Raw genomic sequence first — 2528 nt, forward strand, 5'->3', positions numbered from 1 at the left:
GCCGAGCGGGCCAAGAAAGCCGAACAGGACAAGGCCGCTGCGACCGCTAAGGCCGCCGAGGACGCACGGCTAGCGGCGGAGAAGGCCAAGCAGATCGAAGAGGCCAAGGCGGCCGCAGCGGAACAGCGCAGAAAGGATGCCGAGGCGGCCGTTGCCAAGGCACTGGCCGACAAGCAGGCCGCCGAGAAGGCGCTCGCCGACAAGATCGCGAGCGAAAAGGCCGCTGCCGAGCTGGCCGCGAGGCAGGCTGCGGAGAAGGCGCAGCGCGACGGCGAGCAGAAGGTCGCGGCCGTGGCCCCAACCCAATCGCCCTCCTCTCTCTCGCCGCAAGAGACCGCAAAACTGGTTCAGTCCGAGCTGCGTCGGGTCGGCTGCCTCGCGGCCGCGGCCGATGGCGACTGGAATGCGTCGTCGCAGCGCTCGCTGACGCTGTTCAACAAATATGCCGGGACGAAGTTCGATGCCAAGCTCGCGAGCTTCGAGGCGCTCGACGCCATCAAGGCCAAGCCGGGCCGGGTCTGCCCACTGGTGTGCGATCACGGCTTCAAGGCCGATGGCGATGCTTGCGTGAAAATCAGCTGCCGTGCCGGCTATCGCGTCAACGACGGCAATGAATGCGAGAAGGTGCAGGACAAGAAGCCAATCGCGACACGCGAGGACGCCAAGCCGAGGGACGCTGATCGCAAGCAAAAGGAGAGCGCACCGACCGCCCCGCAAGCGAAATCTTCCGGTCAGATGTACTGCGGACCAGCAGGATGCCGTCCAGTCAGGAGCGGATGCAGATTGGAAGAGGACCGACTTGGCCGTAACACTGCACTAAGTTCTGGTCGCATGCTTGAGGTATGCAACTGATGGCCGGCCTTGTCGAGCCGGACACGGCATGGAGCCTGCTTGATACGCTTCCTGGTGAAGACGCGGCCGTGACCGATATGAGCGATGCGACTGCCAACATGCCACCACGCCGAGCTGCTTGGACGCGAATGGCTCGGCTTCGACGACGCCGGGCAAGCGTTGATCCGCTTTCAGGCGCAGGTCGCGTTCACCAACAGGCACGGCACCATTCAGGGCGGATTCCTGGCGGCGATGCTGGACTCCGCGACCGGAGTTTGCGCTCTTGCAAAGCTCTCGCCTGACCTGACCGTGGTCACCAGGAGTCTGGATACGCGCTTCCACGGCGCGGCTGCGCATTCTGGCAAGGAGATAAGCTATGAGGCCGCAGATTCCACGGCTTCAGTCTATCATCCGTCATTGCGAGCGCAGTGTTTAGCCCGGAGACATGACTGACAGGTGTTCGGGGACATGGTTGACACGTCAAAATCGGCTCGATTCGTCAAACAAGGGGGCGAACGATGCCGTGGCGAGAGGTGTCAGTCATGGATCAAAGGCGGGAGTTTGTGGTGCTTGCCAAGCAGGAGGGAGCGAACCTGCGGCAGCTGTGCCGGCAGTTCGGCATCAGCGCTCCGACGGGCTACAAGTGGATCCAGCGGTACGATGCAGGCGATACGACATTGGCGGACCGATCGCGACGACCTCATCACAGTCCGGAGCGTACAGCTGCTGCGATCGAGCAACAGATCGTCGAACTGCGCGATGCTCACCCGGCCTGGGGAGCGCGCAAACTCGCGCATCGTCTCAAGCGCAACCGGCAGGCCGTTCCGGCGATATCGACCGTGCACGAGATTTTGCGACGTTATGATCGGGTGAAGGAGCCTGCGGGCACGCCTGGACAGCCGTATACGCGCTTCGAGAAGGATAAGCCCAATCAACTTTGGCAAATGGACTTCAAGGGACACAGTGCCTTGGAGAACGGCGTGTCCTGCCATCCACTGACGACGCTGGACGATCACTCGCGCTTTGCCTTGTGCCTGGCAGCCTGTGACAACGAACGAGGCTCGACGGTACGAGGCCATCTCGAGACGACGTTCCGCCGCTACGGACTGCCGGATGCGATGTTCGTCGACAATGGCGGCCCCTGGGGCTTCACCCTCGAAGACCCCTGGACCACGCTGACGGTGTGGCTTCTCAAGCTCGGCATCCGCACGATCCACAGCCGGCCCTATCATCCCCAGAGCCGAGGCAAGAACGAACGGTTCCACCGCAGCCTGAAGGCCGAGGTCTTCGCCTTCAAGCGCTACCGCGACCTTGCCGATGTCCAGCGGGCGTTCGACCAATGGCGCAACGTCTACAATCTCGATCGGCCGCACGAGGCATTGGGCTTCGATGTGCCCGCGAGCCGTTATCGACCGAGCCAGCGCCCTATGCCGAACCGCCTTCCAACGGTGGAGTACGACGACGGCGAGATCGTCCGTTCCGTCTCCACCACCAAGGCCTATGTCAGCTTCAAGGGACGGCTCTGGAAAGTCCCGCAAGCCTTCCGTGGTGAGAGGCTCGCCATTCGCCAGCTCAGTGCCGACGGAAAATTCGGAATATTCTTTGCCGCTCATCAGATCGAAACGATCGATCTGCGTAACCCCAAAAGTGTCAACCATGTCTCCGAACAGGTGTAAGCTATGTCTCCGGGCTAAACA

2 protein-coding genes and 1 pseudogene are annotated in these 2528 nt (G+C 62.2%); all 3 read left to right on the forward strand.

Annotated features, from left to right (window positions below; translation table 11 throughout):
• Positions 1-852: pseudogene (locus tag AOQ71_RS47485) on the forward strand (caspase family protein); the annotation flags it as partial.
• A gap of 84 nt (positions 853-936) precedes the next feature.
• On the forward strand, positions 937-1284 hold the full coding sequence (locus tag AOQ71_RS08380) for a PaaI family thioesterase (RefSeq protein ID WP_157083432.1): 348 nt from the start codon (positions 937-939) through the stop codon (positions 1282-1284).
• A gap of 65 nt (positions 1285-1349) precedes the next feature.
• The gene (locus AOQ71_RS08385; RefSeq protein WP_083513846.1) at positions 1350-2507 is read left to right on the forward strand and encodes an IS481 family transposase; all 1158 of its coding nucleotides are present in this window, start codon (positions 1350-1352) and stop codon (positions 2505-2507) included.
• Positions 2508-2528: the final 21 nt, after the last annotated feature.

The organism is Bradyrhizobium manausense, from assembly GCF_001440035.1.
In the GTDB taxonomy this organism is placed as follows: domain Bacteria; phylum Pseudomonadota; class Alphaproteobacteria; order Rhizobiales; family Xanthobacteraceae; genus Bradyrhizobium; species Bradyrhizobium manausense.